The organism is Enterobacter sp. E20, assembly GCF_000801755.2.
Lineage (GTDB): Bacteria > Pseudomonadota > Gammaproteobacteria > Enterobacterales > Enterobacteriaceae > Enterobacter > Enterobacter asburiae_B.
Genome location: NZ_CP012999.1, coordinates 2,335,027 through 2,361,720 on the forward strand (window position 1 = coordinate 2,335,027; position 26,694 = coordinate 2,361,720).

The 26,694-nt window shown below is 56.6% G+C and carries 28 protein-coding genes; 17 read left to right on the plus strand and 11 right to left on the minus strand.

What is annotated here, in order from left to right; genetic code table 11:
• The first annotated feature begins 94 nt into the window (after positions 1 to 94).
• Positions 95 to 709, plus strand: a complete 615-nt coding sequence (gene tehB, locus NI40_RS11005) for a tellurite resistance methyltransferase TehB (RefSeq protein ID WP_071884842.1) — start codon at positions 95 to 97, stop codon at positions 707 to 709.
• Here the strand turns inward: tehB and pepT are convergent.
• Positions 706 to 1,935 carry a peptidase T gene (pepT, locus tag NI40_RS11010; protein WP_039262510.1) on the minus strand — a complete coding sequence of 410 codons (1,230 nt, stop codon included), beginning with the start codon at positions 1,933 to 1,935 and terminating at the stop codon, positions 706 to 708. The two genes, tehB and pepT, sit on opposite strands and share 4 nt — an antisense overlap.
• A 111-nt stretch (positions 1,936 to 2,046) precedes the next feature.
• Here pepT and NI40_RS11015 point away from each other — a divergent pair, with 111 nt between their 5' ends.
• Together NI40_RS11015 and NI40_RS11020 are read left to right on the plus strand one after the other, a co-directional pair.
• Positions 2,047 to 3,642 carry an ABC transporter substrate-binding protein gene (locus NI40_RS11015; protein WP_039262509.1) on the plus strand — a complete coding sequence of 532 codons (1,596 nt, stop codon included), beginning with the start codon at positions 2,047 to 2,049 and terminating at the stop codon, positions 3,640 to 3,642.
• Between the two features lie 135 nt (positions 3,643 to 3,777).
• Positions 3,778 to 4,452 (plus strand): DUF3313 domain-containing protein, encoded by a 675-nt coding sequence (locus NI40_RS11020; RefSeq protein WP_033145514.1) that lies wholly within the window; start codon positions 3,778 to 3,780, stop codon positions 4,450 to 4,452.
• A 34-nt stretch (positions 4,453 to 4,486) separates the two neighbouring features.
• On the opposite strand, the gene NI40_RS11025 is transcribed toward NI40_RS11020, so the two are convergent.
• Positions 4,487 to 5,383 carry a DMT family transporter gene (locus NI40_RS11025; RefSeq protein ID WP_039262508.1) on the minus strand — a complete coding sequence of 299 codons (897 nt, stop codon included), beginning with the start codon at positions 5,381 to 5,383 and terminating at the stop codon, positions 4,487 to 4,489.
• Between the two features lie 173 nt (positions 5,384 to 5,556).
• Here NI40_RS11025 and NI40_RS11030 point away from each other — a divergent pair, with 173 nt between their 5' ends.
• Positions 5,557 to 6,429, plus strand: coding sequence for a helix-turn-helix transcriptional regulator (locus NI40_RS11030; protein ID WP_032657103.1), 873 nt, complete (start codon positions 5,557 to 5,559; stop codon positions 6,427 to 6,429).
• On the opposite strand, the gene NI40_RS11035 is transcribed toward NI40_RS11030, so the two are convergent.
• A complete protein-coding gene (locus tag NI40_RS11035; RefSeq protein WP_039262507.1) occupies positions 6,409 to 7,575 on the minus strand; it encodes a benzoate/H(+) symporter BenE family transporter in 1,167 nt (388 codons plus the stop codon). The genes NI40_RS11030 and NI40_RS11035 overlap by 21 nt on opposite strands.
• Positions 7,576 to 7,667: 92 nt before the next feature.
• Between NI40_RS11035 and NI40_RS11040 the strand changes: the two genes are divergently transcribed.
• Positions 7,668 to 8,195, plus strand: a complete 528-nt coding sequence (locus tag NI40_RS11040) for a helix-turn-helix domain-containing protein (protein ID WP_039262505.1) — start codon at positions 7,668 to 7,670, stop codon at positions 8,193 to 8,195.
• An 80-nt stretch (positions 8,196 to 8,275) separates the two neighbouring features.
• Entirely contained in the window at positions 8,276 to 10,240 is a 1,965-nt protein-coding gene (locus tag NI40_RS11045) for a peptidase U32 family protein (RefSeq protein WP_039262504.1), read from the plus strand.
• Here NI40_RS11045 and NI40_RS11050 read toward each other — a convergent pair whose 3' ends face one another.
• Positions 10,241 to 10,471 carry a DUF2554 family protein gene (locus NI40_RS11050; protein ID WP_039262502.1) on the minus strand — a complete coding sequence of 77 codons (231 nt, stop codon included), beginning with the start codon at positions 10,469 to 10,471 and terminating at the stop codon, positions 10,241 to 10,243.
• A gap of 245 nt (positions 10,472 to 10,716) precedes the next feature.
• On the opposite strand from NI40_RS11050, the gene NI40_RS11055 reads away from it, so the two are divergent.
• On the plus strand, positions 10,717 to 11,079 hold the full coding sequence (locus NI40_RS11055; protein ID WP_039262500.1) for a hypothetical protein: 363 nt from the start codon (positions 10,717 to 10,719) through the stop codon (positions 11,077 to 11,079).
• Positions 11,080 to 11,242: 163 nt separating this feature from the next.
• Here NI40_RS11055 and NI40_RS11060 read toward each other — a convergent pair whose 3' ends face one another.
• Together NI40_RS11060 and ftrA are read right to left on the minus strand one after the other, a co-directional pair.
• The gene (locus NI40_RS11060; protein WP_039262499.1) at positions 11,243 to 11,779 is read right to left on the minus strand and encodes a dihydrofolate reductase family protein; all 537 of its coding nucleotides are present in this window, start codon (positions 11,777 to 11,779) and stop codon (positions 11,243 to 11,245) included.
• A 40-nt stretch (positions 11,780 to 11,819) separates the two neighbouring features.
• Positions 11,820 to 12,827, minus strand: coding sequence for a transcriptional regulator FtrA (gene ftrA, locus NI40_RS11065; RefSeq protein ID WP_039262624.1), 1,008 nt, complete (start codon positions 12,825 to 12,827; stop codon positions 11,820 to 11,822).
• A 73-nt stretch (positions 12,828 to 12,900) separates the two neighbouring features.
• Between ftrA and NI40_RS11070 the strand changes: the two genes are divergently transcribed.
• The 8 genes from NI40_RS11070 (at position 12,901) to zinT (ending at position 20,918) form a co-directional block, all read left to right on the plus strand.
• On the plus strand, positions 12,901 to 13,314 hold the full coding sequence (locus NI40_RS11070; RefSeq protein ID WP_039262498.1) for a rhodanese-like domain-containing protein: 414 nt from the start codon (positions 12,901 to 12,903) through the stop codon (positions 13,312 to 13,314).
• A gap of 157 nt (positions 13,315 to 13,471) precedes the next feature.
• The gene (locus NI40_RS11075; RefSeq protein ID WP_039262497.1) at positions 13,472 to 14,575 is read left to right on the plus strand and encodes a cobalamin-independent methionine synthase II family protein; all 1,104 of its coding nucleotides are present in this window, start codon (positions 13,472 to 13,474) and stop codon (positions 14,573 to 14,575) included.
• A 202-nt stretch (positions 14,576 to 14,777) separates the two neighbouring features.
• Positions 14,778 to 16,049, plus strand: a complete 1,272-nt coding sequence (urtA, locus tag NI40_RS11080; protein ID WP_039262496.1) for an urea ABC transporter substrate-binding protein — start codon at positions 14,778 to 14,780, stop codon at positions 16,047 to 16,049.
• Between the two features lie 22 nt (positions 16,050 to 16,071).
• Entirely contained in the window at positions 16,072 to 17,646 is a 1,575-nt protein-coding gene (gene urtB, locus NI40_RS11085; RefSeq protein WP_039262494.1) for an urea ABC transporter permease subunit UrtB, read from the plus strand.
• Entirely contained in the window at positions 17,646 to 18,719 is a 1,074-nt protein-coding gene (urtC, locus tag NI40_RS11090; RefSeq protein ID WP_039262493.1) for an urea ABC transporter permease subunit UrtC, read from the plus strand. The genes urtB and urtC overlap by 1 nt, the downstream gene beginning before the upstream one ends.
• Positions 18,719 to 19,516 (plus strand): urea ABC transporter ATP-binding protein UrtD, encoded by a 798-nt coding sequence (urtD, locus tag NI40_RS11095; protein WP_023311769.1) that lies wholly within the window; start codon positions 18,719 to 18,721, stop codon positions 19,514 to 19,516. Before urtC ends, urtD begins: the two co-directional genes overlap by 1 nt.
• 9 nt (positions 19,517 to 19,525) lie before the next feature.
• Positions 19,526 to 20,224 carry an urea ABC transporter ATP-binding subunit UrtE gene (urtE, locus tag NI40_RS11100; protein ID WP_039262492.1) on the plus strand — a complete coding sequence of 233 codons (699 nt, stop codon included), beginning with the start codon at positions 19,526 to 19,528 and terminating at the stop codon, positions 20,222 to 20,224.
• 52 nt (positions 20,225 to 20,276) lie between these two features.
• Complete coding sequence (gene zinT, locus NI40_RS11105) at positions 20,277 to 20,918, plus strand: metal-binding protein ZinT (protein WP_039262623.1); 642 nt, start codon at positions 20,277 to 20,279, stop codon at positions 20,916 to 20,918.
• Positions 20,919 to 20,964: 46 nt separating this feature from the next.
• Here the strand turns inward: zinT and ydeE are convergent, their stop codons facing one another.
• Positions 20,965 to 22,158 (minus strand): efflux MFS transporter YdeE, encoded by a 1,194-nt coding sequence (gene ydeE, locus NI40_RS11110; RefSeq protein ID WP_039262491.1) that lies wholly within the window; start codon positions 22,156 to 22,158, stop codon positions 20,965 to 20,967.
• Between the two features lie 194 nt (positions 22,159 to 22,352).
• On the opposite strand from ydeE, the gene eamA reads away from it, so the two are divergent.
• A complete protein-coding gene (gene eamA, locus NI40_RS11115; RefSeq protein WP_033145532.1) occupies positions 22,353 to 23,258 on the plus strand; it encodes an O-acetylserine/cysteine exporter in 906 nt (301 codons plus the stop codon).
• A 32-nt stretch (positions 23,259 to 23,290) separates the two neighbouring features.
• Here eamA and marB read toward each other — a convergent pair whose 3' ends face one another.
• Genes marB through marR form a run of 3 tightly spaced genes read right to left on the minus strand, consistent with a single transcriptional unit; the run spans position 23,291 to position 24,377 of the window.
• Positions 23,291 to 23,509, minus strand: coding sequence for a multiple antibiotic resistance protein MarB (gene marB / locus NI40_RS11120; RefSeq protein ID WP_029741246.1), 219 nt, complete (start codon positions 23,507 to 23,509; stop codon positions 23,291 to 23,293).
• A 32-nt stretch (positions 23,510 to 23,541) separates the two neighbouring features.
• Positions 23,542 to 23,922, minus strand: a complete 381-nt coding sequence (gene marA, locus NI40_RS11125; protein WP_008502237.1) for an MDR efflux pump AcrAB transcriptional activator MarA — start codon at positions 23,920 to 23,922, stop codon at positions 23,542 to 23,544.
• Between the two features lie 20 nt (positions 23,923 to 23,942).
• A complete protein-coding gene (gene marR, locus NI40_RS11130) occupies positions 23,943 to 24,377 on the minus strand; it encodes a multiple antibiotic resistance transcriptional regulator MarR (RefSeq protein ID WP_008502236.1) in 435 nt (144 codons plus the stop codon).
• 255 nt (positions 24,378 to 24,632) lie between these two features.
• Here marR and NI40_RS11135 point away from each other — a divergent pair, with 255 nt between their 5' ends.
• Positions 24,633 to 25,298 carry a MarC family NAAT transporter gene (locus tag NI40_RS11135; protein WP_023311775.1) on the plus strand — a complete coding sequence of 222 codons (666 nt, stop codon included), beginning with the start codon at positions 24,633 to 24,635 and terminating at the stop codon, positions 25,296 to 25,298.
• A gap of 43 nt (positions 25,299 to 25,341) precedes the next feature.
• Here NI40_RS11135 and NI40_RS11140 read toward each other — a convergent pair whose 3' ends face one another.
• The gene (locus tag NI40_RS11140) at positions 25,342 to 26,538 is read right to left on the minus strand and encodes a sugar transporter (RefSeq protein WP_039262488.1); all 1,197 of its coding nucleotides are present in this window, start codon (positions 26,536 to 26,538) and stop codon (positions 25,342 to 25,344) included.
• Between the last annotated feature and the right edge of the window lie 156 nt (positions 26,539 to 26,694).

Consider the following 26,694-nt stretch of genomic DNA (forward strand, 5'->3'; position numbering starts at 1 on the left):
GTCTTAACTAAACGTAGCAAATTTTTCGGTTTTCGAACGGCTGGCAACCAGACGGTAAACGCCTTAAAATGGCATTCAAAATGCACTTTCAGTTATGCAGGCTCAGGAAAAAATAATGACCGTTGATGAGAATTACTTCACAGAGAAATATGGCTTAACCCGCACCCATTCAGAGGTGCTGTTCAGTGCGGCACAGATTAAACCGGGCAAAACGCTGGATCTGGGCTGCGGCAACGGCCGCAACAGCCTTTATCTGGCGGCCAACGGTTACGAGGTGACCGCATGGGACAAGAACCCGATGAGCATCGAGAATATCGAGCGCATTAAGTCGGAAGAAGGGATCGATAACCTCCACACGGCGATTAAAGATCTCAACAACCTGAGTTTTGACGGCGAGTACGATTTCATTCTCTCCACCGTGGTGCTGATGTTCCTGGAGTCAAAAACCATCCCGGGACTTATCGCCAACATGCAGCGCTGCACCAGGCCCGGCGGCTACAACCTGATTGTTGCCGCGATGGACACGGCGGATTACCCGTGCACCGTCGGCTTCCCGTTTGCGTTCAAAAGCGGTGAGCTGAGCAACTACTACGAAGGCTGGGAGTTGCTCAAATACAACGAAGACGTTGGCGAACTGCACCGCACCGACGAAAACGGCAACCGCATCAAGCTGCGCTTTGCCACGATGCTGGCGCGCAAGCCCGCTTAGCGGGCAGCCAGCAGGCAGATCTGCAGGGCGGTGTGGTAAGACGCCTCGAACGACGACAGCGGCAGGAATTCAAACTTCGAGTGGAAGTTATGCGCGCCGGTGAAGAAGTTCGGCGTGAGCAGCCCTTTTGCCGAGAGCGCCGCGCCGTCGGTACCGCCGCGCATGGGAGTCGGCTTCGGCGTGATGCCGAGTGATTCCATTGCCTCGAACATCAGATCGATGGCGCGTCTGTCCTCACCAATCGCATTGCTGATATTGCTGTAGGTATCTTCAATGCGATAGTCCACCCTGGCCGTTGGATACTGGGCGGCAATCAGCGCGGCAACGTCGGCAATCTGCTGCTTGCGGGCGGCAAAGTTGTCCTTGTCAAAGTCGCGGATATTGGCCTTAAGAATGGCCTCGCTTTGCCCGGCCTGAATGCCGTTAAACCAGATATAGCCCTCACGCCCCTCGGTGCACTCCGGCGTTTGCTGGCGGTCAAAATGGTTGATGTAGTCAGTCGCCATCAGCAGGGGATTCACCAGCACGCCTTTGGCGGACATCGGGTGCGCCGTTACGCCGGTAAAGCGGATCTCAGCGGCTGCCGCATTAAAGTTCTCGTAGACAATTTCCCCCAGCTCGCAGCAGTCGATGGTCCAGGCGAAGTCGACGTCAAAGCGCTTAAGGTCCAGCGCTTTTGCACCGTTCAGGCCGATCTCTTCGTCAGGCACAAACGCCACGACGATATCCCCGTGCTGATGTTCCGCCGTCAGGTTTTCCAGCACCGTCATGACCACCGTGACCGCCGATTTATTATCCGCGCCCAATACGCTGGTTCCGTCGCTGAAAATAATCTCCTCATTCGGATACGCCAGAATTTCAGGGTGCTCGTTAACCCGCAGCCAGATGTCTTTCTCTTTATTCAGGCAGAGATCTTCACCGGTAAAGGTTAATATTTGTGGATGAATATCCGGTGATAATCCCACGTCCACGGTATCAATATGGGTAATAAAGCCGATGCGCGGCGCGCCGGGCACGTTGCCTTTTTTGACCGCCGTTACCGTGGCGAATTCATCAATCACAATATCGTCTAACCCCAGCTGTGCCAGCTCCTGCGCCAGCTCCCGCGCCATGTCGTGCTGGCCCGGCGTTGAGGGCAGGGTTTTGACCTTGGGGTCGCTCTGGCTGGTGATCGCGAGATAGCGGAAAAAACGGTGCGTTAATTGTCTGGAAAGCGGCGAGCCCATAGTGATTTATTCCTTATTTATTTTTCAGGTGTTTGCCACATCACTTTAATGTTATTTATGAAATGGCAAAAGAATTAATTAGCCGTCGAATTAAAAAGACAGGAATAAATGATGAAAAGCAAACTCACAACTATAACGCTGGCGCTTGCTGTACTCACGGTCAGTTCCACCGTCGCCGCGAAAACGCTGGTGTATTGCTCCGAGGGATCGCCGGAAAACTTTAATCCTCAGCTATACACCTCGGGAACCAGCGTGGACGCCAGCGCCGTGCCGGTCTATAATCGGCTGGTTGATTTCAAACCCGGCACCACGGAGTTGGTGCCAAGCCTGGCGGAGCGCTGGGAGGTGAGCGACGACGGCAAGGTTTACACCTTCCATCTGCGTAAGGGCGTCAAATTCCAGAGCAATAAATCCTTCACGCCGACCCGCGACTTTAACGCCGACGACGTGATTTTCTCGTTTATGCGCCAGAAAGACGTGAATCATCCGTATCACAACGTCTCTAACGGTAGCTACTCCAACTTCGAAAGTCTGGAGTTTGGCAGCCTGATTACCGGCATTGATAAGGTTGATGACCACACCGTGCGCTTTACCCTGGCGCACCCGGAAGCGCCGTTTGTCGCCGATCTGGCATGGTATTTTGCCTCGATCCTGTCCGCGGAATATGCCGACGCGATGCTCAAAGCGGGCACGCCGGAAAAGGTGGATATGGAGCCTATAGGTACCGGGCCGTTTAAGCTGGCGCAGTATCAGAAGGATTCGCGGATCCTGTTTACGGCGTTCGACGAATACTGGCAGGGGAAATCGAAGCTGGATCGGCTGGTGTTTAGCATCACGCCGGATGCCTCCGTGCGGTTTGCCAAAATTGAGAAGAACGAATGTCAGGTGATGCCGTTCCCGAACCCGGCGGACCTGCCGCGCATGAAGGCGAACAAAGACATCAACCTGATGAGCAAAGCCGGACTGAATACCGGCTTTCTGGCGTTTAATACCCAAAAGCCGCCGCTGGATAACGTAAAAGTCCGTCAGGCGCTGGCGATGGCCATCAATAAACCGGCCATTATTGATGCGGTTTTCCACGGCACCGGCACTGCGGCAAAGAACCTGCTGCCGCCGGGCGTCTGGAGCGCAGACAGCGAGCTTAAGGATTACGATTACGATCCTGAAAAGGCAAAAGCGCTGCTGAAAGAGGCCGGTTTTGCCAACGGCGTGAGCGTCGACCTGTGGGCGATGCCGGTGCAGCGTCCGTACAATCCGAATGCGAAACGCATGGCGGAGATGATTCAGGCCGACTGGGCGAAAGTCGGCGTGCAGACCAAAATCGTCACCTACGAGTGGGGCGAATATCTGAAACGCGTGAAGGGCGGAGAGCATCAGGCCGCGCTGATGGGCTGGACGACCGCAACGGGCGATCCCGACAACTTCTTTGGTCCGCTATTTACCTGTACCTCGGCAAACGGTGGCTCAAATTCGGCGAAATGGTGCTATAAGCCCTTCGATAACATTATTGCGGAAGCAAAATCAACGACCGATCGCGATAAACGCGTGGCGCTGTATAAAGAGGCTCAGCAAATGATGCATGATCAAATGCCGGCGGTGATGATTGCGCATTCAACCATTTTCGAACCGGTGCGCAAGGAGGTGACGGGCTATGAAATTGACCCGTTTGGCAAACATCTGTTCTGGCAACTGGATATAAATCAGTAATTTTTCACTGCCCGGCACGCTTGCGGGCAGTCTTTTCGCAATTTGTGCTCTCCGCATCATTTTTTGTCACAACAAACCCGCCGGTCTTTTGCTATAACTTCAAATGCATACTTGCAGATAACATGGAAAACTATCATGCGTACTCAAACTTTTTTTAAAGTTGCAGTGCTTACTGGTCTGTTGGCGTTGGCGGGCTGTTCTTCAAAAGTCGCGGCTCCCGAACAATATTCTGGCTTTTTAAAAGACTATTCAGGCTTGCAGCAGACGACGTCTGCGACGGGTAAACCAACGCTGCGTTGGGTTGATCCTTCTTATAACGAAGCTAATTACGACAGTATTCTCTGGACGCCGATTACGTATTATCCTGCGCCTAAACCGACCACTCAAATTGGTCAAAAAACGCTTGATGAGCTGTTGAATTACACCAATAACAAAATGAAAACCGCTATTGGTACCCGTAAGCCAGTTGTGACCACGCCGGGTAAACACAGCCTGATTTTCCGCGGTGCAATTACCGGGGTGAGTTCGCAGAAAGAAGGTCTGCAGTTCTATGAAGTGGTGCCGGTCGCGCTAGTTGTAGCAGGTACGCAGATGGCAACCGGGCATCGCACCATGGATACGCATCTCTTCTTTGAAGGCGAACTGATCGATGCGGCCACCAATAAACCGGTCATGAAGGTGGTGCGTAAAGGCGAAGGTAAAGATCTGAACAACGAAAGTACGCCGATGACCTTTGCGACGCTGAAGCAGGTAGTTGATGACATGGCGACGGACGCCACCATGTTTGATGTGAAAAAGACCGCGAAATAAAATAAAACGGCCTGCGTAATGCAGGCCTTTTTATTTACGCCATTCGTAAGCGTCTGAACCAGGTTTCTGGTTTGGTAAACATCACCATATTTCCCCCCAGAATCAGCAATAACCCCACGATACCGTTGATATGCCAGACGTAGCCTTCATACACCGTGGAGATGGACAGCGCCACCAGCGGGAAGAGCAGCGTACTGTAGGCCGCTTTGCCCGGACCGATGCGTCCCACCAGCGTGAAATAGGCGCCAAAGGCAATCACCGAACCAAACACGGCCAGATAGAGCAGCGCGCCAATGTAGCTGACGGTCCACTCTGGCGCGAAGCTGTCGCCTCTGAACAGGGCAATGCAGCCCATCACCAGCGTGCCGTAGAGCATCGCCCAGGCGTTGGTGGTCATGGTTTCAAGGCCTCTGCGCTGGTGACGCATGCTGATCATGTTGCCCAGCGAGAAGCCGTAGGTGCCGAGCGCGGAGAGACCAATCCCGGTCAGGAGCGACGCGCTCCAGCCGCTGGCCAGCAGATCGTCCCAGAAGAGGGTGACGATCCCAGTCAGGCCCAGTGCCGCCGCCGTCCAGAAACGCGCGGGCGGGCGCTGCCCGAAGAAGATAAAGCTGTTAATGGCGTTATAGAGTACGGCCATGGAAAAGATCACCGATTCCAGCCCGGTGTTGATGTGCGAGGCTGCGGCGTAAAAACACCAGAAGTTAAAGCAGAAAACGCAGCATCCCTGGAGCATACAAAAAAGGTGATCCCGCAGCGCCAGCTGGCGCAGGCGGCGCAGGGCGATTAATACCACCATCATCGTGAGGCTGGCGACGGCGAAACGCCAGAAAATAGAGACGGGCGCCGCTACGGGACCCTGCTGCAGGAAAATCGCAATCCAGGTGGTTCCCCAGATGACCACCACCAGTCCGTATAATAATGCGTTCATATTTTTCTCTTCTCAAACCACGGAAGCCCGCAGTATGCCGCTGAGATCGGTCAGGGGCTTTCACCGGCTTGCGGTCGACTTGCAAAATCTTGCGCTTTTTTCTTTCCCGGGGGCTGGCAACGGGAGACAACTCTTCTTAGACTGATATTCCAGTCAATCACGCGCTTACGGTCATGTCTCACGCTTACGATACCTTTGAAACGCTTTGCCAACAGAATGCGGTCCTGCGGGAAACCGTCTCGCTGAATTCGGGCATTCAGCTGGCAGCGTGGTACAACAAGCACGATACGATAACGGTAAAAAGTAACCACCATACCCTGAGCCTGTACGTGGCGGACGGCTACGAAAGCTACCAAAAAACGCCGGGCGGCTGGAAGAACGGCGGGGGGCCGGACCGTTTCTGCTTGATGCCAAAAGAGAGCGAATCGACGTGGGATATCCGCGATGACCTGTCGTTTGTGCATCTCTACTGCACCGATGAACACCTGCGCGACGTGGGGGAAAAGATCTGGGACAAGCGCCCGCTTTCGCTGACGCTCGACGAGCGCATTTTTGGTAGCGATCCCAAAATCACCGCGCTGTATCGCCAGTTTTTGCTCGGCTGCGACTGGCAGCAGCACGCTAACCAGCTCACCCTGAGCACGGCCTCTACGCTGCTCCTGACCCATCTGCTGCAAAACTACTCTAACGTTCAGTGGAAGCTGCCGGTCGTCACCGGCGGGCTATCGCCATTCGTACTGCGCAACGTGCTGGCCTTTATCGAAGAGAACCTCGGGCAACCCCTGACGCTGGCTGAACTGGCGGCGCAGGCCGCCCTCAGCGAATACCATTTTGCCCGCATGTTCCGCCAGTCGACGGGGCTGGCGCCGCATCAGTACGTGATGCAGAGGCGAATGGAAAAAGCGAAGGCCCTTGTGCAGAACACGGCGACGCCGCTAACGGACATCGCGCTTGCCTGCGGGTTTAACTCCGCCAGCCACTTCAGCAACCGCTTTCGCAGCGCGACGGGCATGACGCCTTCGCAGCTACGCGCGGCGAGCGCGTGAAAACAGGGCATAGCACACGCCGCCCAGCACCAGCCCCCAGAATGCCGAACCGATGCCGAGGATTGTGACGCCGCTCGCGGTCATCAGGAACGTGACGATGGCCGCGTCGCGCTCCGCCTCGTGGCTCAGTGCCTGATATAAACTCCCGCTAATGGCGCCCAGCAGTGCCAGACCGGCGAGCGTCTGGATCCAGCTGAGCGGCAGAGCGGCCATCAGCCCGGTAATCGAGCCGCCGAAAATCCCCGCCAGCAGATAAAATCCTCCTGCTGCGATGGCCGCCAGCCAGCGTTTACCGGCATCCGGATGCGCATCCGGGCTTTGACAAATGGCGGCAGTAATGGCCGCGATGCAGATAGAAAAGACGCCAAAAGGGGATAACAGCAGCGCCAGCGCTCCCGTAAAGATGATAAGCGGCGAGACCGCCAGCGGGTAACCGGAGGCTTTCATCGTGGCGAACCCCGGCGCGTTTTGTGAGGCCATGGTTACCAGGAAGAAGGGCACGCCAATACTCACCAGGCTGGTGAAGGTGAACGTGGGGGCGATAAATTCAGGCATCACAAGCGAGAGCGTGAGCTTATCTGTGACAACGTCACCGCCCGCCCATGCCACGATACCGCCGACCAGCAGCGTGACCACGATGGCGTAACGCGGCGCCAGTGCTTTTGCGATCAGCCACGCCGCAATCATGCTGCCGCACAGCAGAAAGTGACCCTCAAGATGCGCAAACGCGTGCAGGCCAAACTGCAGCAACACGCCTGCCAGCATGGCGGCGGCAAGCGAATGGGGGATCAGCCTCATCAGACGGGCGAAGAGCCCGGTGATGCCGCAAAGTAAAATGAGCGCGTTAGCAAAGATGAACACGCCGATCGTTTCCGGCAGCGTTACGCCGTGCAGGCTGGTGGCGAGCAGCGCCGCGCCGGGCGTTGACCAGGCGGTCAGCACCGGCGCTTTGTACCACCAGGAAAGCGCCAGCGTGCTGACCCCCATCCCGATCCCCAGCGCGGTCATCCAGCCTGCGATCTGCTGTGCGCTGGCACCAGCCGCCGCGGCAGCCTGCCAGATGATGGCGGCCGAGCTGGCGTAACCGACCAGCACGGCGACAAATCCAGCAAGGGCGACTGGAACAAAGTGAGAGGAAGGGCGCATGAAAACTCCGTTGTGCGTTATAACGTCCGATATAAGGTAACACTGTGCGCTATAGCGTACAAGTGGTATGCTGATCGCCATCAGGAGGGACTATGGACATCACACTACACCTTGCAACAACGCTGAAAACGCTGCGCCAGACGCGCGGCTGGAGTTTATCGAAGCTCGCGGACGAGACCGGCGTGTCAAAAGCGATGCTGGGGCAAATCGAGCGCAATGAATCCAGCCCGACGGTGTCGACGCTGTGGAAAATTGCCACCGGGCTGAACGTGCCGTTTTCCGCGTTCATCACGCCAGAGGCGGACCGGCAGGCGGTGTTTGACCCGCAGCAGCAGGCGATGGTGGTCAAACCGCTTTTTCCGTGGGACGAGACGCTCGGGTTTGATTATTTCTCCATCACGCTGGCACCCGGCGCGCTGAGTGAATCCACGCCGCATGAGGCCGGGGTGATTGAACATGTGGTGGTGGTCAGCGGCGAGCTGGAGATGAAGCTTGACGGCACGTGGCAGACGATTTCTGCCGATTCGGGCGTCCGTTTCGCCGGCGATAAACCGCACGCCTACCGCAACAGCAGCGACCGGACGGTGCATTTTCACTCCCTGATTCATTATCCCCGCTGACGCTACGCAAAACTGTTTCGCTGACGCATACTTCTGACTACAATAGCCGCCATTTTGACCATAACGGATAACGACGAAGTATGCGCCTGCAATCCCATCATCTTGAACTTTTAAGCCCGGCCCGCGACGCCGCCATTGCCCGTGAAGCGATCCTTCATGGTGCTGATGCCGTCTACATTGGCGGCCCGGGCTTCGGTGCCCGCCATAACGCCAGCAACAGCCTGAGCGATATTGCAGAACTGGTGCCGTTCGCCCACCGTTTCGGGGCGAAAGTGTTCGTGACCCTGAACACCATTCTTCATGATGATGAGCTGGAGCCTGCACAACGTCTGATTACCGATCTCTACCAGGCCGGCATTGATGCCCTGATCGTTCAGGATATGGGCGTGCTTGAGCTGGATATTCCGCCCATTGAACTGCATGCCAGTACCCAGTGCGATATCCGCACGGTCGAGAAGGCGAAGTTTCTCTCCGACGTCGGCTTTTCGCAGATCGTGCTGGCGCGCGAGCTGAACCTGAATCAGATCCGCGATATTCACCAGGCGACAGACGCGACGATCGAATTCTTTATCCACGGCGCGCTGTGCGTGGCTTACTCCGGTCAGTGCAATATTTCCCACGCGCAGACGGGCCGCAGCGCCAACCGCGGCGACTGTTCTCAGGCCTGCCGCCTGCCGTATACCCTGAAAGACGATCGGGGCCGCGTCGTGGCGTTCGAAAAACACCTGCTCTCCATGAAGGATAACGATCAGACGGCCAACCTGGGCGCGCTGATCGACGCGGGCGTGCGTTCCTTCAAGATTGAAGGGCGCTACAAAGATATGAGCTACGTGAAGAACATCACCGCGCACTATCGCCAGATGCTGGACGCCATCATCGAAGATCGCGGCGACCTGGCGCGCGCGTCGGCCGGTCGCACCGAACATTTCTTTATTCCGTCGACGGACAAAACGTTCCACCGCGGCAGCACGGACTATTTTGTGAATGCCCGTAAAGGGGATATCGGCGCGTTTGACTCACCGAAGTTTATCGGTTTACCGGTGGGCGAAGTGTTGAAAGTGGCGAAAGATCACCTTGATGTCGAAGTGACGGAACCGCTGGCGAACGGCGATGGCCTTAACGTGATGATTAAGCGTGAGGTCGTGGGCTTCCGTGCCAATACGGTCGAGAAAACCGGCGAGAACCGCTACCGCGTCTGGCCGAATGAAATGCCCGCCGATCTCTACAAGGCTCGGCCGAACGCGGCGCTTAACCGTAATCTCGATCATAACTGGCAGCAGGCGCTGCTGAAAACCTCCAGCGAACGTCGTATCGCCGTGGACATTGAGCTGGGCGGCTGGGAAGAGCAGTTGATTCTGACCATGACCTGCGAAGACGGCATCAGCGTGACGCATACGCTCGATGGTCATTTCGAGGTGGCAAACAACGCCGAAAAAGCGCTTAACAGCCTGAAGGATGGCGTGGCGAAGCTGGGCCAGACGATCTACTACGCGCGTGCGATCGACGTGGCTCTGCCGGACGCGCTGTTCGTGCCGAACAGCCTGCTTAACCAGTTCCGCCGCGAAACGGCAGAGATGCTGGATGCCGCGCGCCTGGCGCAGTATCCGCGCGGAAGCCGTAAAGCGGAAACCGTACCTGCGCCAGTCTACCCGGACACCCATTTATCCTTCCTCGCCAACGTCTACAACCATAAAGCGCGTGAATTCTATCATCGCCACGGCGTGCAGCTGATCGACGCAGCCTATGAAGCGCATGAAGAGAAGGGCGATGTGCCGGTGATGATCACCAAGCACTGCCTGCGCTTTGCGTTTAACCTGTGTCCTAAGCAGGCGAAAGGGAACATTAAGAGCTGGAAGGCCACCCCCATGCAGCTGGTAAACGGCGATGAGGTTCTGACCCTCAAGTTCGACTGCCGTCCTTGTGAAATGCATGTGATTGGTAAAATGAAAAACCACATCTTCAAAATGCCGCAGCCCGGCAGTATCGTGGCGTCCGTCAGTCCGGACGATCTGATGAAAACGCTGCCGAAACGCAAGGGCAGCTAATTACCGAACGTGCGTGTCCGGTTTGCGCGACTTCTGCCACAGGTGGTGCTCGCGCAAACCCTCCGCCGACTCTTCCGCAGCGCTTCGCAACTCATCGCTGTCGGCTTCATGACGAAGCTGATGCGCCACATTCTTGACCCACAAATACTCGTGTCCTTTGTGCCCGGCCATAAGCTGGCCGGAAAACAGCGCACAGATAAGCATGACGAAAGATAACCCTTTTTTAATCATGGATTCACCGCTGAAAAAGAATGCGGGATAATCATGTCGATTATTTTTTAGGGTTATTATTCAAAAATTAAAATTAGCGAAAAGAAAATGTCAAATAATGTGGGTTCGGAATTACGGTTAAGATATTTCCTAAAAAAACCATGACGCTTTGTAAAGTACCATTTCTGGACCTCAATTAGATATTTGCATTAAGGATAAACCTTATATAATAGTAAGTCTCTGGCTAAGGAACAGGTCATTTCTAAATGAAAAAAATAATAGCGCTTGCGCTTCTGGCGGTTGCTGTTGTGGCCGCTGCGGGGATTCGTTATGCAGCTAATGACGAACCAGAATATATTCGTTCTGCGGAAATTCGCGTGGGTTCCTATTTAACCAGCGATTATGGTGGCGTTGCCTGCTCCAGCAAAAAAATAAACGATCGGCGCTGGGAATTAGATTGTACTCATCAGGCAAGAGGAAAAACATTCCAGTTTGCGGTGTATCCCTCTGAAAAAGCACCTTATGGTGTCGCCCGTTCCTTTTATCTTGAAGCCCTTAATGACGACGCAAAACAGAGCGCTGAGCAGGGGCTTATGCGTTATTTGCAGATCAATACCCATGCAGGTTAATAAGGTTGTTTAGCGTTCGTTAAGACAAGAGGTGTTAGGTTGTAAGGGATCCGCAGCCCGGCCACGGAGTGTCGGGACGTAGAGACCAAAACACAAATCTATCCATGCAAGCATTTACCGCCAGTTATTGGCGGTTTTTTTTGTGCAGGCCCTCGCGATAGGGTTATGGCATCAGTCGATAATGTGACTGCACCAGACCCGAAGGGAAACTGCGGCTTGATACAAGCGTTAAATCGATATCCTGAGGAAGGGTTCCGAACAGCGGTTTTCCCGCTCCGAGCAGGACAGGAACGGTCGTGATCACCATATCGGCCACCAGCCCTTCGCGCAGGAATGACTGGATCACCTGTCCGCCATCGAGATAGACCCGATGAACGTTCTGCGCAGCGAGATCGTCCAGCACCTCCTTTGGCGTCCGGGATGAAAACTGCACTTTTCCCTTCAGCGCCTCCGGCACGGGCGTACCGGCCAGCTGTCGGGAGAGTACCAGCACGGGACGATCGTAAGGCCATGCGTCAAAGGTCAGTACCTTTTTATAGCTACCCCGGCCCATCACGATCCACTCTTTGTCCGCGATGAACGCCTCATAGCCATGGTCTTCTGTGGGATCGTCGCGCTGCAGCAGCCAGTCGATATCGTCATTCTGTCGGGCGATGTAGCCATCAAGACTAACCGCGATAAAAACGTGTGTAGTGACCATCAGGTGCTCCGTGTGCCAGTGTAGCCATAAAAATAACGCCTCAGCGGGCAGTACCCGGACGTGAAAATTGTTTGCGATACTGAGCCGGGGAAAGCGCGAACTGCTGGCGAAAATGATGACGCAGTGTTGACGCCTGACCAAACCCGGTCTGTTCAGCGATGCTGTCGATGCTTAACCGACTGCTTTCCAGATAATCTTTTGCTCTCAGCAGGCGTTCATTGATTAACCAGCGTGCGGGCGTCGTCCCCGTTGCCGCCTCGAAGCGACGAAGGAAGGTGCGCTGGCTCATTCCGACCCGACGCGCCAGGGAGTCGACGCTGTGCGCCTCGATAAGATGCGTGTGCAGAAAGTCAAACAGCTGGCCGAGACGCTGGCTTTCCCGCAGCTGGGCTACCGGGCGGCTCAGCTGTTGTGGCTGTGAACCATCCCGGTGAGGGGGAATGACCAGCCGGCGCGCCACGCTGTTGGCGGTGTCCATGCCATAATCCCGCCGCACAACGTGCAGACAGAGATCGATTCCCGCCGCGCTGCCGGCGGACGTCAGAATATCGCCTTCGTCCTGGTAGAGCACATCCTCAACCACGTCGATGTCAGGGTAGCGGGCTTTAAGCGCGTCGATGTAGCGCCAGTGGGTTGTGGCTTTGCGGCCGTTCAATAGCCCCGTTGCGGCCAGCACAAACACCCCCGAACAGATGGAGAGCAGCCGGCATCCTCGCGCGCTGGCCTGGCGTAGTGCCTCGCAGAGCGCGTCCGGAACCGGTGAATCCAGCCCCCGCCAGCCGGGAACCACAATCAGGTCCGCAGACGCAAGCAGGCTTAAATCACCATCGGTAACGATGCGGATCCCGCCAGTTGCCCGAAGTTCACCGCTGTCCACGCTCGCCACCGCAAAACGATACCACTCGTCGCCCAGCTCTGGACGCGGCAGGCCGAAGATCTCCACCGCTACGCCAAACTCAAAGGTACACAGACCGTCATACGCCAGCACGACCACCTGCGGGCGGGCAATTTGTCTTAAGTTTGTCATCTTTTTGCTGTTTTCTGGCATAAGCGAACGCATTCACTGGCTGAATTTGTGGATAGAGTAGTGTTAACACAAACGCCAAAAATGAGGAAGGATCATGAGCTATGTTACTGAATTTCCGGCTGCCGAGCCGCAGGAAGCCGTTACCCATTTTCTGCGCCGCCTGAGCGTTGAAACCGACTGCGCGGATGTGCATCACGCCATCGCCAATAATGAGCAGGACTTCGTGCTGCTGCACGTGGTGGGCAGCCCGGAGCAGTTTGCCCGCCGTCACGTGCCCGGCGCACTGCACCTGCCGCGGAGCCAGATGACCGCCGAGCGCATGGCCCAATGGCCTGAAGGCACGCTGTTCGTCGTTTACTGCGCAGGGCCGCACTGTAACGGCGCGGACAGAGCCGCGCTGAAGCTGGCGCGCCTCGGGCTGCCGGTCAAAATCATGCTCGGGGGGATCGCCGGCTGGGAGGATGAAAAGTTCGCCTTTGCCAGCAGCGAAACCGCCGTCGCCCTGTGAAGATGAATTTTTTTCAACACCCGTGAAATTTTCTCGTTTGCCGGAACAGGACAGGTATGACATCTTTTTTTGGACATTTAGACATCCAGAAGTCTAAAGCTTCAAGTGATGAATTATCACTGCTGGCAATTATCGCCGGCAGACTGAGGAGATTTCCATGCAACGACAGCACGCCCCGTACCGCGCCGATGTAGTCGGCAGTTTTTTACGCCCGGATGCCATCAAAGAGGCTCGCCTGAAGTTCGCCAGCGGCGACATTGACGCCGGACAGCTTCGCGCGGTAGAGGATGATGCCATTCGCCACGTCGTTGAGCAGCAGTGTGCGTGCGGCCTGCATGTGGTCACCGACGGTGAATTTCGCCGTGCCTGGTGGCACTTCGACTTCTTTGACGGTCTGCAGGGCGTTGAGCGTTACGATTCACAGCAGGGGATCCAGTTCAACGGGGTACAAACCAAAGCCCACGGCGTGCGCGTCACCGGCAAGCTGGGCTTTGGCGACCACCCGATGCTCGAAGATTTCCGTTACCTGAAAAGCATCAGCGGCAATGCTCAGCCGAAGATGACCATTCCCAGCCCGAGCGTGCTCCATTTCCGCGGCGGCCGTAAAGACATCGATGCGACGGTCTACCCGGATCTGAATGACTATTTCGACGATCTGGCGACCACCTGGCGCGACGCCATCCGCGCATTTTACGACGCGGGCTGCCGTTACCTGCAGCTGGACGATACCGTCTGGGCCTATCTCTGTTCGGACGATCAGCGCCGTCAGATCCGCGAGCGCGGTGACGATGCCGATGAGCTGGCACGCATCTATGCCCGCGTCCTGAACAAGGCGCTGGAAGGCAAGCCGGACGATCTGACCATCGGCCTGCACGTCTGCCGCGGTAACTTCCGTTCAACCTGGATTTCCGAAGGCGGCTATGAGCCGGTGGCGGAAGTGCTGTTCGGGACGGTCAACGTTGACGCGTTCTTCCTTGAATACGACAACGACCGCAGCGGGGATTTCGCGCCATTGCGCTTCATTCGCCCGGGCAAGCAGCAGGTGGTGCTGGGCCTGATCACCACGAAAAACGGCGAGCTGGAGAACCCGGAGGGGATTAAAGCCCGTCTGGAAGAGGCGGCGAAATACGTGGCAAAAGAGCAAATTTGCCTTAGCCCGCAGTGCGGCTTTGCCTCTACCGAAGAGGGCAACAGCCTGAGCGAATCCCAGCAGTGGGACAAAGTCCGTCTGGTCACGCAGATCGCCAGCGAAGTCTGGTAAAGCCTCATCCACAGCGCTGCATTATAAAAGTGCAGCGCTGTGCCATTCTGAGACGTTCTCTTTACATCCCGCGTTCCCCCTCCTGAAATAGCGCTTCCTCCATTCTGGCATCCTTTTTGCTCCTGCTTCGCTGACACATTTTTTTCCGCGTCCACGCCGTAACGGACGTTTTCGCACAGCGTTCTTTTTCAGGAGTGAAAATATGCAGCGTCGTACCTTATTAAAAGCCTTTGCGTTATCCGCATCCGTCGTGGCGCTGGGAATGAGTTTTGGCGTGCAGGCGGCCGATACCATCAAAGTGGGGATCATGCATTCTCTTTCCGGCACCATGGCCATCTCCGAAACGCCGCTGAAAGACGTCGCGCTGATGACCATCGACGAGATCAACGCGAAAGGCGGCGTGCTGGGTAAAAAACTGGAGCCGGTGGTGGTGGATCCCGCCTCAAACTGGCCGCTGTTTGCCGAGAAGGCGCGCCAGCTGTTAAGTCAGGATAAAGTGGCGGTGGTATTCGGCTGCTGGACGTCGGTATCGCGTAAATCCGTGCTGCCGGTCTTCGAGGAGCTGAACGGTCTGCTGTTTTATCCGGTGCAGTATGAAGGCGAAGAGATTTCGCCAAACGTCTTCTATACCGGCGCGGCGCCGAACCAGCAGGCCATCCCCGCGGTGGAATACCTGATGAGCGAAGACGGCGGCGCGGCGAAGCGCTTCTTCCTGCTGGGTACGGACTATGTTTATCCGCGCACCACCAACAAGATCCTGCGCGCGTTCCTGCATTCGAAAGGGGTGGAGGATAAGGACATCGAGGAGGTTTACACCCCGTTCGGCCATAGCGACTACCAGACCATTGTCGCTAACATCAAGAAATTCTCCGCGGGCGGCAAAACCGCCGTGGTGTCGACCATTAACGGCGATTCCAACGTACCGTTCTACAAAGAGCTGGCTAACCAGGGGCTGAAGGCGACCGACGTGCCGGTGGTGGCGTTCTCCGTGGGAGAAGAAGAGCTGCGCGGGATCGACACCAAACCGCTGGTCGGCAACCTCGCGGCGTGGAACTACTTTGAATCCGTGGATAACCCGACCAACCAGGCCTTCGTGGCGGATTACAAAGCCTATGCGAAGGCGCACAAGCTGCCGAACGCAGATACCGTGGTGACCAACGACCCGATGGAAGCGACTTACGTGGGGATCCATATGTGGGCGCAGGCGGTGGAAAAAGCGGGCACAACCGACGTGGATAAAGTGCGTGCGGCGATGGCCGGTCAGTCCTTTAAGGCGCCGTCAGGCTTTACGCTCACCATGGATGCCACCAACCACCATCTGCATAAGCCGGTCATGATCGGTGAAATCGAAGGCAACGGTCAGTTCAACGTGGTGTGGCAGACAGAACAGCCGGTACGCGCCCAGCCGTGGAGCCCGTTCATCGCCGGTAACGATAAAAAGCCCGACCAGCCGATGAAAACCGCCAGCAACTAAGCCATCACCAGGGAGAAACGTCATGAACGCCATGCGCATGTTCATCGCTCTTGTATGGCTTTCCGGACTGCTGCCAGGGATGGCGCAGGCATCGGATGCCGATCGTTTTGTTGCCGCCAGCCGCAGCCAGCAGGCGGAGTTGCTGACGCAGTGGGCCGCCGCGCCGGACGCCGCGAGGCTGCCGCTGCTGCAGGCACTGCAAAAAGAAAACCTCTATACCGACAGCCAAAAGCACGCCTTTGCGCAGCGCAACGGTCAAATGGTGTCGCTCGGTGACGCTAAGTCGACCGAAGGGGCAGCCAAAGCCGTTCGTCTGACCAACCGGCTGCGGGTTCTGGCCGCCACGGCCATCGCTACGCATCAGCTGGTGAGTGACAGTGTCACAGAAAGGCGGGCGGCGGCTCGTCAGCTTCAGCGGGATGCCCAGCCCGGAATGCTCGCTTTTCTGGAAAAACGGGTAAACGATGAAACGGACGCGGTGGCACGTCAGGCGCTTTTACTGGGGGTGGCGAACCTCCAGCTAGCCAGCCCGCAGGCAGAGGTGCGCCGCAAGGCCGTCGAGTTATTAGGGCAGTCCGACGATCCGGACGTGGAGTCCAGACTTACCCCGTTTACCCAGGCACAGACAGAGCCGGATGCCGGGGTGCGCGCCGCCGCGCAGGAGAGCCTGAGCCAGATCCAGCATCGACTGATGTGGGGCGATCTGCTGGGCCAGGCGTTCATGGGGCTCTCTCTGGGGTCGGTGCTGCTGCTGGCGGCGCTGGGGCTTGCCATCACCTACGGCCTGCTGGGCGTCATCAATATGGCGCACGGTGAGATGCTGATGCTGGGGGCGTATGCCACCTGGATGGTGCAGCAGGCGATGGCCGGGCTTGCGCCACAGTGGCTGGCGCTCTATCCCGTTATCGCGCTTCCGGTGGCGTTCTGCCTGACGGCGGGCATCGGGATGGTGCTGGAGCGCACCGTGATCCGCCATCTGTACGGTCGCCCACTGGAAACGCTGCTGGCAACGTGGGGGATTAGCCTGATGCTCATCCAGCTGGTGCGCATGACCTTTGGCGCCCAGAACCTGGAGGTGGCCAACCCGGCATGGCTGTCCGGCGGGGTGCAGGTTTTTGCCAACCTGACTCTGCCGTGGAACCGCATTGTGGTGCTGGGCTTCGTTCTGCTGGTGCTGTTCTTTACCTGGCTCATTCTGAATAAAACCCGTCTGGGGCTGAACGTACGTGCGGTGACGCAGAACCGCAGCATGGCCGCCTGCTGCGGGGTACCGACAGGCCGCGTCGATATGCTGGCGTTTGGGCTTGGCTCAGGAATTGCCGGGTTAGGCGGCGTGGCGCTATCGCAGCTCGGTAACGTCGGGCCGGAGCTGGGTCAGGGCTACATTATTGATTCCTTCCTCGTGGTCGTGCTCGGTGGCGTAGGCCAGCTGGCAGGCAGCGTGGCCGCGGCGTTTGGTCTGGGTATTTTCAATAAAATTCTTGAACCGCAGATGGGAGCGGTGCTGGGCAAGATCGTGATTCTGGTGGCGATCGTGCTGTTTATTCAAAAACGCCCTCAGGGGCTGTTTGCGCTGAAAGGGAGGGTGATTGACTGATGAGCCAGCCGCTGACCTTAACGCTGGCGCGCAAAGCGCCACGCACAACGCAACTTGCAGGCAGCCTGATGGTGGTGTGTCTGCTGATATTACCGTTTTTCGCCTTACTGCCTGCGACGCATCCGCTGGCGCTGTCGACCTGGATGCTGACGCTGATTGGCAAGATCCTCTGCTATGCCATCGTTGCGGTGGCGCTGGATCTGGTGTGGGGCTACGCCGGGATGCTCTCTCTTGGGCACGGTATCTTCTTCGCTCTGGGCGGCTACGCGATGGGCATGTACCTGATGCGCCAGGCTGCGGGTGACGGTCTTCCTGCGTTTATGTCGTTTCTCTCCTGGAGCGAACTGCCGTGGTTCTGGTGGGGAACCCAGCATTTTGCCTGGGCGCTGGTGCTGATTGTGATGGTGCCGGGCCTGCTGGCGCTGGTGTTCGGCTGGTTCGCCTTCCGCTCCAAGATAAAAGGGGTCTACTTCTCGATTATGACCCAGGCGCTGACCTATGCCGGGATGCTGCTGTTCTTTCGCAACGAAACCGGTTTTGGCGGCAATAACGGCTTTACCGGCTTCACCACGCTGCTCGGGTTTTCGGTAACTGAAACGACCACCCGCATCGCGCTGTTTCTGGCGACCGTGCTGTTGCTGCTTCTGGCGTTGGGCACCGGATTTGCGCTGGCGAAGAGCAAGTTTGGACGCATCCTGACCGCCGTTCGCGACGCCGAAAACCGCCTGACGTTTTGCGGCTACGATCCGCGCGGGTTCAAGCTGCTGGTATGGACGCTCTCCGCCGTGCTGTGCGGCCTGGCGGGGGCGCTGTACGTCCCGCAGGTGGGCATTATCAACCCCGGTGAAATGTCGCCGACGAACTCAATAGAAGCGGCAATCTGGGTGGCGCTGGGCGGGCGCGGCACGCTGGTCGGGCCGGTGATTGGCGCGGCGCTGGTGAACGGGGCGAAGAGCTTCTTCACCGTCGCGATGCCGGAATACTGGCAGCTGTTTCTGGGGCTGATTTTCATCGCCGTCACGCTGTTTTTACCGCGCGGCGTCTACGCTCTGTTTCGAAAGGGAGAGAAATAATGCAGCCAGCCGAAGGGTTATTCACCCGCCAGTTGCCCGGCGATCGTTACCGTGAACAGACCGACCCGGTGCTGCAGCTTGAGGCCATTAACGTCAATTTTGACGGCTTTCAGGCCCTGACCGATCTGTCGCTGAATATCGGCGTGGGCGAGCTGCGCTGCGTGATTGGCCCCAACGGCGCCGGTAAAACGACGCTGATGGACGTCATCACCGGCAAAACGCGGCCAAAGAGCGGCAGGGCGATTTACGATCAGTCCATCGACCTGACCGCGCTGGAGCCTGCGGCCATTGCCCGCCAGGGGATCGGCCGTAAATTCCAGAAGCCCACGGTTTTTGAAGCGCTGACGGTGTGGGAAAACCTGGAGATCGCCATGAAAACCGATAAATCCGTCTGGGCGAGCCTGCGGGCAAAACTCAACGGTGAACAGCGCGACCGCATCGATGAGATGCTGGTTTTGCTGCGCCTTAGCAGCGAGCGCGACCGCCGCGCCGGGCTGCTTTCGCACGGGCAAAAACAGTTTCTGGAGATCGGTATGCTGCTGGTTCAGGACCCGCACCTGCTGCTGCTGGATGAACCGGCCGCCGGGATGACCGACGCGGAAACCGAATACACCGCCGAGCTGTTCAAAACGCTGGCGGGTAAGCACTCCCTGATGGTGGTGGAGCACGATATGGGCTTTGTTGAGACTATCGCCGACCACGTCACGGTGCTGCATCAGGGACGCGTGCTGGCGGAAGGTTCGCTTCGCGAGGTGCAGGCTAACGAGCAGGTGATTGAGGTCTATCTGGGGCGCTAAGGAGCGATGATGTTACAGGTTAACGAACTGAATCAGTATTACGGCGGCAGCCATATCCTGCGCGGCGTGAGTTTTGAAGCCGTCACCGGAGAAGTCACCTGCCTGCTGGGGCGCAACGGCGTCGGGAAAACCACGCTGCTGAAGTGTCTGATGGGGCTGATCCCGGCGAAAACCGGGGAGGTCCTCTGGCAGGGTAAAAAGATCACCCACAGCAAGCCGCACCAGCGGGTGCACTCTGGCGTGGCGTACGTCCCGCAGGGCCGCGAGATTTTCCCGCGCCTGACCGTGGAAGAGAATCTTCTGCTCGGGCTGTCGCGTTTTTCCGCCCGCGAGGCGAAGCAGGTTCCGGATGAGATCTGGCAGCTGTTTCCGGTGCTTAAAGAGATGAGGCATCGTCGCGGGGGCGATCTCTCCGGTGGACAGCAGCAGCAGCTGGCGATTGGTCGCGCGCTGGCGAGCCGTCCGCAGCTGTTGATTCTCGATGAGCCGACCGAAGGCATACAGCCATCGGTGATTAAAGAGATTGGACAGGTGATCCGCACCCTGGCGAACCGAGGCGACATGGCGATCCTGCTGGTCGAACAGTTTTACGACTTTGCCGCCGAGCTGGCCGACAGCTATCTGCTGATGTCGCGCGGCACCATTATCCAGCGCGGCCGGGGTGAAAACATGGAGCAGGAGGGCGTTCGCGGATTGGTTGCGATTTAAAATGTTATAATATAACATCCGCATTCTTATAAAACGGAATGAGGGTGTTATGTTGGCTGCACATTTTGGGAAATTTGCCATGACTCTGGGGGCGCTGCTGGTCAGCGGCCAGCTGTTTGCTCACTCGCACGGCCATCAGATGACCGAAGCGGAACAGAGGGCGTCGAACGGCGTGTTTGAGGATAAGGACGTGAAGGACAGAGCGCTGTCTGACTGGGACGGGACCTGGCAGTCGGTCTATCCGTTCCTGCTGGACGGTTCGCTGGATCCGGTGTTTAAACAGAAAGCGCAGAAAGACAAAAGCAAAACCTTTGACGAGGTGAAAGCGTACTACCGCAAGGGATATGCGACGGACGTGGATGCTATCGGCATCGAAAATAACGTGATGGAATTTCATAAGGGCAAAGCGGTCAGCCGCTGTCAGTATGATTATAGCGGCTACAAAATACTGACCTACGCATCGGGCAAAAAAGGCGTTCGCTACCTGTTTGAATGTAAGGATGCCGGCAGCAAGGCACCGAAGTTTGTTCAGTTCAGCGACCACACCATCGCACCGAAGGCCTCTTCGCACTTCCACATTTTCATGGGCAACACCTCCCACGAGGCGCTGCTGAAAGAGATGGATAACTGGCCGACCTATTATCCGAATGAGATGTACAAAGAGCAGGTGGTAGAGGAAATGCTGCACCACTGATGCTTTATTGCCGGGTGGCGGCTACGCCTCACCCGGCCTGGAAGCGCTACGCCACGTTGGGCGTTTCACACCACGCCTTCACGCTCATCCCACGCAAAATCATCAGCCACGCCATGACGATGGCAACCATCATGATGACAAATAGCGACCAGTGCGGCAGGTTGGTCAGGATAATACCGGTGATCATCGGGTTTGCCGCCGCGCCGAGCCAGCCCAGCGCCTGCGCGGAGAAATAGCTTGCCTTCATCCCCGGCGGGGCAATGTTGTCGATCAGCATGTATTCGCCCGGTGCATAGATAATCTCACCCAGGGTAAAGATGGCGGCAGCGATGCCCCAGTAAACCAGGTTTTCCCCGGAGAGCATAAAGCCACCCAGCCCCACGATAAAAAACAGGGTGGCGAGGGTCATCAGCGGGCGAATATTGCTGGCAGAGATCTTGCGGCCCAGCGCATATTGCAGCGTCACCACCACGGCGGCGTTGACGGGCAATACCACGGCGACCACCTTTTCGGCGAAATTACTGTCTGCATGCGCGGCCAGAACGTATTGCGAAATGCAGGTCGCGAACGATCCGCCGACGTATGACGCCAGCAGGCCAGAGAGCGTATACCAGAACAGCGCGCGGTCTTTCAGCAGTACCGACGGCTGCCAGGGCATTTTCTCCTCGGCGGTATCCAGCGCAACGCTTCTCTGCACGAAGAAATGGATGAATCCGAGCGGCAGCGCCGCGCAGAAGGCCGCCAGCCAGAACGGCAGCTGCAGGCTGTACATCACCAGCAGGGTGCCAATCGGCGGCCCGATCGTCCAGCCAATGTTCAGAAAGCTGTAGTTAAGCGAGAAGACGCGCGCTTTCTGGCTTGCGGTGAGCACGTCGGAGAACCAGGCCTTCAGCACCGTTGAAAAGACGGAATAGGCGCAGTTGATCAGCGCAAAGAACAGCACCACCAGCGTGACGTTATCGACCAGCGGGATCGCGACAAACCCCGCGATAAAGGCCACGATCGCAATCAGCATGTAGCGCTTTTTATCAAACTTATCGGCAAGAATGCCAAATCCCAGGCTGAACACCACGCCGATTGTCAGCGCAATCGTCAGGGCATAACCAATATTCTCGACGCTCATGCTGTAGACGCGCGTGAGATAAATGGTCATAAACGGCAGCGTTGCCCCCCGACCGATGGTTAATAACAATGACGACGCCAGCAGCGCTGCGGTTGAGCGCCTGAGAGATGGTTTCATATTCCTGCCCGACAGTTGCTTATGCTTTTTTTAGACGTGTGTTAACAGGATTACCATGACATAAGGGGCTTGTATAGCACCTAATTTATCCGTAAGTGCTTAGCCTGACTGCCAGAATTAATGATCTTCTCGCCGCGCGCTTTTTTCTGTTACCTTGAACTGTTAACAAATAATTAATAATTCAGGGGCAGGGTATGACGCGTAAAGACGGGCTGCTGGCGTTGCTGGTGGTCGTAGTATGGGGGCTCAATTTTGTGGTCATCAAGCTGGGGTTGCACAACATGCCGCCGCTGATGCTGGCCGGTTTACGTTTTTTGCTGGTCGCGTTCCCGGCGCTCTTTTTCGTCGCCCGTCCGAAGATCCCTTTAAAGCTGCTGCTGGGCTATGGCCTGACCATCAGCTTTGGCCAGTTCGCGTTTCTCTTCTGCGCCATCAAGTTCGGGATGCCGGCCGGTCTGGCCTCGCTGGTGCTGCAGGCGCAGGCGTTCTTTACCATTATTCTCGGCGCCTTCGTGTTTGGCGAGCGTCTGCAGGGCAAACAGCTGGCGGGCATTACGCTGGCGGTGTTCGGCGTGCTGGTGCTTATTGAAGCCAGCCTTAACGGCCAGGATGTGGCGCTGCTCGGCTTTATGCTGACGCTGGCGGCGGGGCTGAGCTGGGCCTGCGGGAATATCTTCAACAAGCTGATTATGCAGCACGAGGCGCGTCCGGCGGTGATGTCCCTGGTTGTCTGGAGCGCGCTGATCCCGATAATCCCGTTTCTGGCGGCGTCGTTTATTCTGGATGGTCCGGATGTAATGCTGAACAGTCTGGTCGAAATCGATCTGACCACAATCCTTTCTCTTGTCTATCTGGCCTTTGTCGCCACCATTGTGGGCTACGGGATTTGGGGATCGCTGCTGGGGCGTTATGAAACCTGGCGCGTGGCGCCGTTATCCCTGCTGGTGCCGGTGGTGGGGCTTGCCAGTGCGGCACTCTTGCTGGATGAAACGCTGAGCGCGCTGCAGCTGTTTGGCGCCGTGCTGATCATGGCCGGGCTGTACATTAACGTGTTTGGTTTACGGGTTCGTCGGGCGACGCGGGTAAGCGAAAAGGCATAAAAAAAGCCCCGCGTCTGCGGGGCAAAAACGAATCAGAGGCCGTGCTGATTATAATAAGGCACGCCTAATTCGTCGGATTTGTCGCTACCAGCACCCATATGGTTGAAATCATAAGGCGACTGGTCATGTGCTGACGGCAAAATCATCGTATCAGGATTATTTTGCTGCGTTGCACGAGGGGTTTGCTCCGCGAAGGTCTGGCTGGAGAACAGCACCAGCAAGGCGAGGGCGGCGGAGGCGGTAACTTTCATGATTTCCTCGGTTACGTCTTTACAGGCGATGATTAACTACAGTGTTTTAACGGATACAGGTATCGGGATTCGCCCGGCACGCTGGTGATTCGGTACTTATGAGGCGGCACGTCAAAATAGTTCTTGAACGTACGCGTCAGGGTCTGTTGCGATTCAAATCCGTAACGCTCCGCCAGATAAAGGATCGGCTCATTGCTTTCTTTCAGTTTCTGGGCAATTTCCGTCAGCTTGCGGCTGCGAATGTATTGGCCTAATGAATGACCGGTCTCTTTTTTGAACATCCGTTGCAGGTGCCATTTGGAGTAACCTGAACGCTCTGACACTTTTTCAAGGGAGAGCGGCGATTCCAGGTTATCTTCGATCCAGTCCAAAATGCTATGAATGGTGATAGCGTCAGTATTGCGTCTGGACATCGTCATACCTCTTTTTCTGTTTACGGCAGTATTTTTTTGAGCAGAAGCTCAAGGGTTGCCACTTCATCTGCCGTTAAGTTTTTTGTTAGTTCCTGATGCAGTGTTTGTCCTACTAATTGATGACATTGCTCGCACATGGCCGCGCCATCGCTGGTCAGCTTCACCAGTACGCCGCGTTTGTCATTCGGGTTAGGGCTTCGTTCTATCCATCCTTTGCAGACGAGACGATCCAGCATGCGGGTTAACGCGCCCAGATCGACAGAGAGCACCTTTTTCAGCTCAACCGGTGTGATACACACTTCGCAGCGAATGGAACACAGCACTTTGAACTGTGTTGCGGTGATATCCAGCGGTGACAGATAGTCGTTGAGCAGGCGATCTTTTTTCTGATTTACCATATGAATAAGACGACCCAGCGGAACAACGTCGTTAAAGATATCACTGGTGCTTTTCACAATGGTTGCCCTGGCAAGTAGTTAGTCACGGCAGATATTATTGCTCAGGCAAGTATAAGTCAACTGAATGAGTCAGCCGATGCCACGAATTGCTAAAACGTTTCATGAACTTTTTTTGAGGTCTTTCAAATCATATAGATAACTGTCAGTTATCTTTCCAGGACGGAAATAATCGTTGCGTTGCACCCATGGCTCAATGTCACACTTTCACCCTATAATTGCTGTGTTAAATATGGATAAGGACAACAACGCACTATGTTGGATTTAATAAAAGCAATCAGCCTTGGGCTGGTGGTCTTGCTGCCGTTGGCTAACCCGTTAACGACGGTGGCGCTGTTCCTCGGTCTGGCAGGGAATATGAACAGCGCCGAGCGCAACCATCAGTCGATGATGGCCTCGGTGTATGTGTTTGCCATCATGATGGTGGCTTACTATGCCGGACAGGTGGTGATGAACACCTTCGGGATTTCCATCCCCGGCCTGCGTATCGCCGGGGGGCTGATTGTGGCCTTTATCGGTTTCCGCATGCTGTTCCCGGCGCAAAAAGCGCATGAGTCGCCGGAAGCGGCCAGTAAATCGGAAGAGCTGGAAACCGAGCCGAGTGCGAATATCGCCTTTGTACCGATTGCCATGCCGAGCACGGCGGGGCCTGGTACCATCGCGATGATCATCAGCTCCGCATCAACGGTGCGTGACAGCGCAACCTTCCCGGACTGGGTGCTGACGGTTGCGCCACCGCTGATTTTTGCGATTATCGGGGTTATCGTGTGGGCGTCGCTGCGCAGTTCTGGGGCCATTATGCGCTGGGTAGGCAAGGGCGGTATCGAGGCGATTTCCCGTCTGATGGGCTTCCTGCTGGTCTGTATGGGCGTGCAGTTTATTATTAACGGCGTGCTGGAAATTATTAAGACCTATCATTGATGTGATTGCCGGGTAAGGCGAAGCCGCCACCCGGCAAGAAGGCTTACCCGTGCTGACCCTGTTCCTCCAGCGCCACCGGCCATTTACGGAAGATGAGCACTGACCAGACCAGCGCCACCAGGGCCGGAATGGCGCCCAGATAGCCAATCGCCGACATCGATACGTGCAGTATTACCTGATTTCCCACCAGCGCGCCCGCGCCAATCCCCAGATTGAAAATCCCTGAGAACAGCGACATGGCGACGTCCGTTGCATCCGGCGCCAGGGCCAGGACCTTCACCTGCATGCCCAGACCAATAATCATGATCGCCACGCCCCAGAACAGGCTGAGGATCGCCAGATGGCTTTCACTGCCTGCGGCAGGCATCAGCAGCAGCAGGCAGGCCAGCAGCAGACCGATAGCGCAGCTCACCAGTGTTGACGCATGCCGGTTACCCAGCTTACCGAACAGCACGCTGCCAATAATGCCCGCTCCGCCGAGGATCAACAGCAGGACGGTGGCAAAGTTGGCGCTAAAGCCCGCCACCACCTGCACAAAGGGTTCAATGTAGCTGTATGCCGTGTAATGGGCCGTCACCACAATAACGGTAAGCAGGTAGATACCCAGCAGCGCCGGGCGACGCATCAGCAGCGGCAGGCTTTTCAGCGAGCCGGAATGTTCGCTCGGCAGCGCGGGGAGCAGCTTAATCAGGCATACCAGCGTAACCAGCGCGCCCATACCAATGGCGAAGAACGTCGTACGCCAGCCGAAGTATTGCCCTACGATGCGGCCAATCGGCAGACCCAGCACCATCGCCAGTGCGGTACCGGTGGCAATCAGGCTCAGCGCCTGGGCGCGTTTACCCGCTGGCGCGAGTCGAATAGCCAGCGACGCGGTGATCGACCAGAACACCGCATGGGCAAAGGCAATGCCGATGCGGCTAATGACCAGCACCGTAAAATTCCACGCCATAAACGACAGGACATGGCTGGTGATGAACAGCACAAACAGGCCGATCAGCAGCCTGCGCCGCTCCATCTGGCTGGTCAGCAGCATAAACGGCAAGGACATCAGCGCCACAACCCAGGCGTAGATGGTCAACATAATGCCCACCTGCGCCGTTTCCATCTGGAAACTTTCAGCGATGTCAGACAACAGCCCAACCGGAACAAATTCTGTGGTGTTAAAAATAAACGCGGCAATGGCCAGCGTGACCACGCGTAGCCACGCAACCCTGCGGGAAACTGTGTTCGTTGTCATAGGGATGTCGGAGATTCGTTGCTGAAAAGAAGAGGAGACGATCTTAAAACGTCGAACGGCGAAAACTCAACCATTATGTGACGCAGGTCTCAATATTTACCTTATGAAAGCGGTAGCCGGGAACGTCGTTTTCATTGAATATAAAAGAACAACACA

Bases quoted from the DNA above. Each gene is read 5' to 3' on its own strand.
- pepT (WP_039262510.1), bottom strand. From the start codon at position 1,935: ATGGGCTCGCCGCTTTCCAGACAATTAACGCACCGTTTTTTCCGCTAT.
- tehB (WP_071884842.1), top strand. From the start codon at position 95: ATGCAGGCTCAGGAAAAAATAATGACCGTTGATGAGAATTACTTCACA.
- urtA (WP_039262496.1), top strand. From the start codon at position 14,778: ATGCAGCGTCGTACCTTATTAAAAGCCTTTGCGTTATCCGCATCCGTC.
- ftrA (WP_039262624.1), bottom strand. From the start codon at position 12,827: ATGCCAGAAAACAGCAAAAAGATGACAAACTTAAGACAAATTGCCCGC.
- NI40_RS11040 (WP_039262505.1), top strand. From the start codon at position 7,668: ATGGACATCACACTACACCTTGCAACAACGCTGAAAACGCTGCGCCAG.
- NI40_RS11135 (WP_023311775.1), top strand. From the start codon at position 24,633: ATGTTGGATTTAATAAAAGCAATCAGCCTTGGGCTGGTGGTCTTGCTG.
- NI40_RS11060 (WP_039262499.1), bottom strand. From the start codon at position 11,779: ATGGTCACTACACACGTTTTTATCGCGGTTAGTCTTGATGGCTACATC.
- urtB (WP_039262494.1), top strand. From the start codon at position 16,072: ATGAACGCCATGCGCATGTTCATCGCTCTTGTATGGCTTTCCGGACTG.
- NI40_RS11050 (WP_039262502.1), bottom strand. From the start codon at position 10,471: ATGATTAAAAAAGGGTTATCTTTCGTCATGCTTATCTGTGCGCTGTTT.
- NI40_RS11030 (WP_032657103.1), top strand. From the start codon at position 5,557: ATGTCTCACGCTTACGATACCTTTGAAACGCTTTGCCAACAGAATGCG.
- eamA (WP_033145532.1), top strand. From the start codon at position 22,353: ATGACGCGTAAAGACGGGCTGCTGGCGTTGCTGGTGGTCGTAGTATGG.
- NI40_RS11055 (WP_039262500.1), top strand. From the start codon at position 10,717: ATGAAAAAAATAATAGCGCTTGCGCTTCTGGCGGTTGCTGTTGTGGCC.
- NI40_RS11035 (WP_039262507.1), bottom strand. From the start codon at position 7,575: ATGCGCCCTTCCTCTCACTTTGTTCCAGTCGCCCTTGCTGGATTTGTC.
- urtE (WP_039262492.1), top strand. From the start codon at position 19,526: ATGTTACAGGTTAACGAACTGAATCAGTATTACGGCGGCAGCCATATC.
- NI40_RS11070 (WP_039262498.1), top strand. From the start codon at position 12,901: ATGAGCTATGTTACTGAATTTCCGGCTGCCGAGCCGCAGGAAGCCGTT.
- NI40_RS11140 (WP_039262488.1), bottom strand. From the start codon at position 26,538: ATGACAACGAACACAGTTTCCCGCAGGGTTGCGTGGCTACGCGTGGTC.
- urtD (WP_023311769.1), top strand. From the start codon at position 18,719: ATGCAGCCAGCCGAAGGGTTATTCACCCGCCAGTTGCCCGGCGATCGT.
- NI40_RS11020 (WP_033145514.1), top strand. From the start codon at position 3,778: ATGCGTACTCAAACTTTTTTTAAAGTTGCAGTGCTTACTGGTCTGTTG.
- NI40_RS11045 (WP_039262504.1), top strand. From the start codon at position 8,276: ATGCGCCTGCAATCCCATCATCTTGAACTTTTAAGCCCGGCCCGCGAC.
- NI40_RS11075 (WP_039262497.1), top strand. From the start codon at position 13,472: ATGCAACGACAGCACGCCCCGTACCGCGCCGATGTAGTCGGCAGTTTT.
- NI40_RS11015 (WP_039262509.1), top strand. From the start codon at position 2,047: ATGAAAAGCAAACTCACAACTATAACGCTGGCGCTTGCTGTACTCACG.
- NI40_RS11025 (WP_039262508.1), bottom strand. From the start codon at position 5,383: ATGAACGCATTATTATACGGACTGGTGGTGGTCATCTGGGGAACCACC.
- ydeE (WP_039262491.1), bottom strand. From the start codon at position 22,158: ATGAAACCATCTCTCAGGCGCTCAACCGCAGCGCTGCTGGCGTCGTCA.
- marB (WP_029741246.1), bottom strand. From the start codon at position 23,509: ATGAAAGTTACCGCCTCCGCCGCCCTCGCCTTGCTGGTGCTGTTCTCC.
- urtC (WP_039262493.1), top strand. From the start codon at position 17,646: ATGAGCCAGCCGCTGACCTTAACGCTGGCGCGCAAAGCGCCACGCACA.
- marA (WP_008502237.1), bottom strand. From the start codon at position 23,922: ATGTCCAGACGCAATACTGACGCTATCACCATTCATAGCATTTTGGAC.